This window comes from Trinickia sp., from assembly GCF_051961175.1.
Lineage (GTDB): Bacteria > Pseudomonadota > Gammaproteobacteria > Burkholderiales > Burkholderiaceae > Trinickia.
On sequence record NZ_JBQCDN010000312.1, the window covers coordinates 1 to 3,425 of the forward strand.

The window sequence follows — 3,425 nt, forward strand, 5'->3', positions numbered from 1 at the left end:
TCCTCGGGCCAAGAAATGAACGAGCGACGACCCTCGGCGCTGCCGGGCCCTGAAAGCGGCGGCGCGAGGATCATCGGTCTCGCCAGGCCAAAGGCTGGGCCCGCCATGGCTCGCTATGAGCCAAGTATGTTGACGGACACCCCCGCCGTGCATGCATGCTGCGAGCGAGATGCCGAGCGGGTAGCGTACCCATGTGGCGATCGGCTATGCGATCTCCCGGCGTGCAGACGATGCGGCGGGGCGGCTACTCCCCAATGAGGGGCGGATTCTAGCACAATCCGGCCCGATATTGGAGCCGGATAAGCCTGCGGATTCGTGCTCGATGCGCCCGGTGCCGTGCCATGCAGTTCCGCAAACGGGGCTCGAACTATGTCGGAATCCGAGCGTCGCGAGAATGCCACGTCTAGCTTTATTGCTGTTTTTGATATGAAATTTTCAGTATTATCACGCCCGACGGTTTCCGGGACGTCTGTAACGAATTCGAAAAATAAATGAAAGGTCTTTGCCATTCGGCGGAGGCCTCGCCGTTCGTTATGGTTGTGCCCCGGTATCAAAAAGAACATTAACCAACAACTCGGGGTATGGTACGCGGGGGTGCCGTAAGGCTTTCGTCGTTCGCCTCTTTGCACTGGGCAACCAGTGGTTTTGATTCGACAACGAACAACGAAATGCTCGACCTGCGCTGGACCCTTCCAGTTGCCCGGTGGTCCTGTTGGCCGGCCGGTGCGACGGCCGCTCCCGATATCGGCTTCATCGACCCGCTCGTGCGTCGACGATTGAGTACGCTCTCCAAAATGTCGTTGAAGGTGGCGCACGATTGTGCGGCCGAGCTTGGCCCGGTGCGTCTCGTCTTTGCATCGCGTCACGGCGAATTGCGCCGGACGACCGGCATGCTCGACGACATCGCGGCCAATCAGCCTGTTTCTCCCACGGCCTTCAGCCTCTCCGTCCTCAACGCGATGACGGGTATCTATGGCATTGCGCGAGGCGATCGGTCGCCTGCTACCGCGATCTCCGCCGGTGCCGAAACGCTCGGTTACGCATTGCTCGAAGCGCATGCGCAACTGAGCGCCGATCCCGCGTCGCCGGTCCTCATGGTTTATGCCGACGAGCCGGCGGACGAGCGTTATGGCGCCGTCGATTACGACATGCCGTCCGGCGCGCTGGCCATCTTGCTGGAGCAAGGCGCGCCGACGCAGCTCGAATGTACGGCCGGGCCCGCGCTCGAGGCGGAACCGGTGCCTGTGCATGCCAGCCAGGGCGAAGCATTGATGCACGGATTGACGGCGCGCGCCGACGCGGTTTGGCAGGGGCTCGGCCGTCGCTGGCAGTGGTCGCTGCGTGGATGCGGTGCCCTATGAGCGGCATCCCGGTGAAGGCGCGGATTGGGCGCATTTGGCGCCTGATCGCCACGGGCGCGGCATTGACTGCCTTCGGCACGTGCGGCCTCTTGTTTTCCGTGCTCCTGTTTCCGATTGCCTGGCTCTGGCCCCATCGCCGGTCGAGCCAGCGCGTCGTGGCCGCGGTCATTCATCGATTTTTTCGCGCGCTGGTATTGCTGCTCCAGTGGGTTGGCGTCATGAGGCTGGATGTGAGCGGGGGGGCGGCGTTCAGTGCACGCGAGCCCGCCATCATCGTCGCCAATCATCCGACGTACCTCGATGTCATGGTGCTGCTTGCGTTGGTTCCTCGCGCCTGCTGCGTCGTAAAGAACGTGCACTGGGGCAATCCGTGTTTCTGGGGCATCGTGCGCGCGGCTCAATACGTCAGCAACGCCGATCCATCCGAGCTGATCGAGGCCGGTGCGCGTCAATTGGCCGCCGGCTACACGATGATCATCTTTCCAGAGGGCACGCGCAGCCCGGGCGACGATCGTCTCCATCCGTTTTCGCGCGGGTTCGCGCATATGGCGCTGCAGGCGGGCATTCCGATTCGCCCGGTGTTGATCGATTGCGATCCGCCGGCGTTCACGAAACGCATGCGCTGGTATCACGTCCCGCCCCGGCCGTTCCGGATGCGTATCGTTGCGCTCGAGTCGCTCGAGCTCCAGCGAATCGCCGCGCCCGATGCGCCACACGCCGCCGCTGCGCGCGTCGTCGCGAAGGCAGTTCAAGCACATATCACCGAGCATTTGTTTGCGTATGGATTCTTTAAAACTGGAAATTAAGCAGCTGTTGATCGAGGCGCTCGATCTCGAAGATTTACGTCCCGAGGATATCGACGACGATGCGCCGCTGTTCGAGACGGACGGCGTCGGCCTCGATTCGATCGATGCGCTCGAAATCGGCATCGTGCTGCGCAAGCAGTATGCGTTGACGATCGCCGCCAACGATGAGCGCACCCGTGAGCACTTTCGCTCGATCAGCACGCTTGCCGCATTCGTCCAAAGCCAACGGGTGCCGGCGCATACCGACAGCAACACCGCACCGCAAGGGGAGTGAACCGTGACCGATATCGAAATTCTCGAGCGCATCCGCGCTATTTTCAGCGAAAACTTCGCGATCGAGCCCGAGCGTGTCACGCCCGATGCGCACCTGTTCGAAGATCTCGACCTCGATAGCATCGACGCCGTCGATCTGGCCATCAAGCTTCAGGAAATGACGGGGCGCCGCATCAAGCCCGAAGAATTCAAAACGGTGCGTACGGTCGGCGACGTCATCGCCGCCGTCGAATCGCTGCTGGCGGCTTGATTCGATGCACTCGGCTTCGACGCGCGCGGCGCCTGACGAAGCTCGCCACGCGGCTTGCTGGCGGGCCCGCACGGTCGCGAGCGTCGGGCTCAAGCTTGCCTATCCGCTCGTCATCGTGGCGTTTTGGCGCATCGGTTCGCCGCGCTATATCGGGCTTGCCTTGCTCGTCCTGCTTTGGGTCCAGCGCTGGCTCGGCGCCGGCAGCATCGGTGCGCTGCTGAGCCGATTCACGCGGCTCGAATGGGGGGCCGCGCTGGTCATGAGCGGCTTGTCTGCGGCTATCGCGGTGACCGACAGCGAGGCGTTACTGCGCGCGTACCCGATCGTCGTCAATGCGGCCATGCTCGTGGCATTCGGCGCGACGCTGCGCGGGGGCAAGCCATCGATGATCGAAAAGTTCGCGCGTCTGCGCCGGCCCGATCTCGATGCACGCACTGTGCGCTACACGCGGCATGTCACGCAGCTGTGGTGCGCGTTCTTCGCGTTGAACGGCGCCGTCTCCGCCGCCAGTGCCGTGTGGGGCTCGCGCGCCTTGTGGGCGCTCTATAACGGCGTCGTCACTTATCTATTGATCGGCGCGTTGATCGTCGCGGAAATCGTATGGCGTCATGCGTTCGTGTTGCGGGAGAAAGCGCGTTGAACGCCTCATTCGTCGCGTTGCGCGCGTTGCCCGGGGCCCCGCGCCCCCAGGCCACCCCCGGGTGCCGCGCGGGCGCGACCGGGCGCGAGTTCGGC

5 protein-coding genes and 1 riboswitch are annotated in these 3,425 nt (G+C 63.4%); all 5 genes read left to right on the top strand.

Annotation, left to right across the window (positions count from 1 at the left end; translation table 11 throughout):
- Positions 1–265, bottom strand: a riboswitch (yybP-ykoY riboswitch).
- A gap of 403 nt (positions 266–668) precedes the next feature.
- From ACTHL0_RS18785 to ACTHL0_RS18805, 5 genes are read left to right on the top strand one after another with little or no spacing between them, the layout of a single operon-like run.
- Positions 669–1,361: a beta-ketoacyl synthase chain length factor gene (locus ACTHL0_RS18785; protein WP_440568349.1), complete on the top strand. Its 693-nt coding sequence runs from the start codon at positions 669–671 to the stop codon at positions 1,359–1,361.
- Positions 1,358–2,167 (top strand): lysophospholipid acyltransferase family protein, encoded by an 810-nt coding sequence (locus ACTHL0_RS18790; RefSeq protein WP_440568351.1) that lies wholly within the window; start codon positions 1,358–1,360, stop codon positions 2,165–2,167. Before ACTHL0_RS18785 ends, ACTHL0_RS18790 begins: the two co-directional genes overlap by 4 nt.
- Positions 2,142–2,441 carry a phosphopantetheine-binding protein gene (locus ACTHL0_RS18795; protein WP_440568353.1) on the top strand — a complete coding sequence of 100 codons (300 nt, stop codon included), beginning with the start codon at positions 2,142–2,144 and terminating at the stop codon, positions 2,439–2,441. Before ACTHL0_RS18790 ends, ACTHL0_RS18795 begins: the two co-directional genes overlap by 26 nt.
- Before the next feature lie 3 nt (positions 2,442–2,444).
- Positions 2,445–2,690: an acyl carrier protein gene (locus ACTHL0_RS18800; RefSeq protein ID WP_440568355.1), complete on the top strand. Its 246-nt coding sequence runs from the start codon at positions 2,445–2,447 to the stop codon at positions 2,688–2,690.
- Between the two features lie 4 nt (positions 2,691–2,694).
- Entirely contained in the window at positions 2,695–3,330 is a 636-nt protein-coding gene (locus tag ACTHL0_RS18805) for a hypothetical protein (protein WP_440568356.1), read from the top strand.
- The last annotated feature ends 95 nt before the right edge of the window (positions 3,331–3,425 follow it).

What these genes read in the sequence shown, in the direction of transcription:
- ACTHL0_RS18785 (WP_440568349.1), top strand. Translation starts at nt 669, where the DNA reads ATGCTCGACCTGCGCTGGACCCTTCCAGTTGCCCGGTGGTCCTGTTGG.
- ACTHL0_RS18790 (WP_440568351.1), top strand. Translation starts at nt 1,358, where the DNA reads ATGAGCGGCATCCCGGTGAAGGCGCGGATTGGGCGCATTTGGCGCCTG.
- ACTHL0_RS18795 (WP_440568353.1), top strand. Translation starts at nt 2,142, where the DNA reads ATGGATTCTTTAAAACTGGAAATTAAGCAGCTGTTGATCGAGGCGCTC.
- ACTHL0_RS18805 (WP_440568356.1), top strand. Translation starts at nt 2,695, where the DNA reads ATGCACTCGGCTTCGACGCGCGCGGCGCCTGACGAAGCTCGCCACGCG.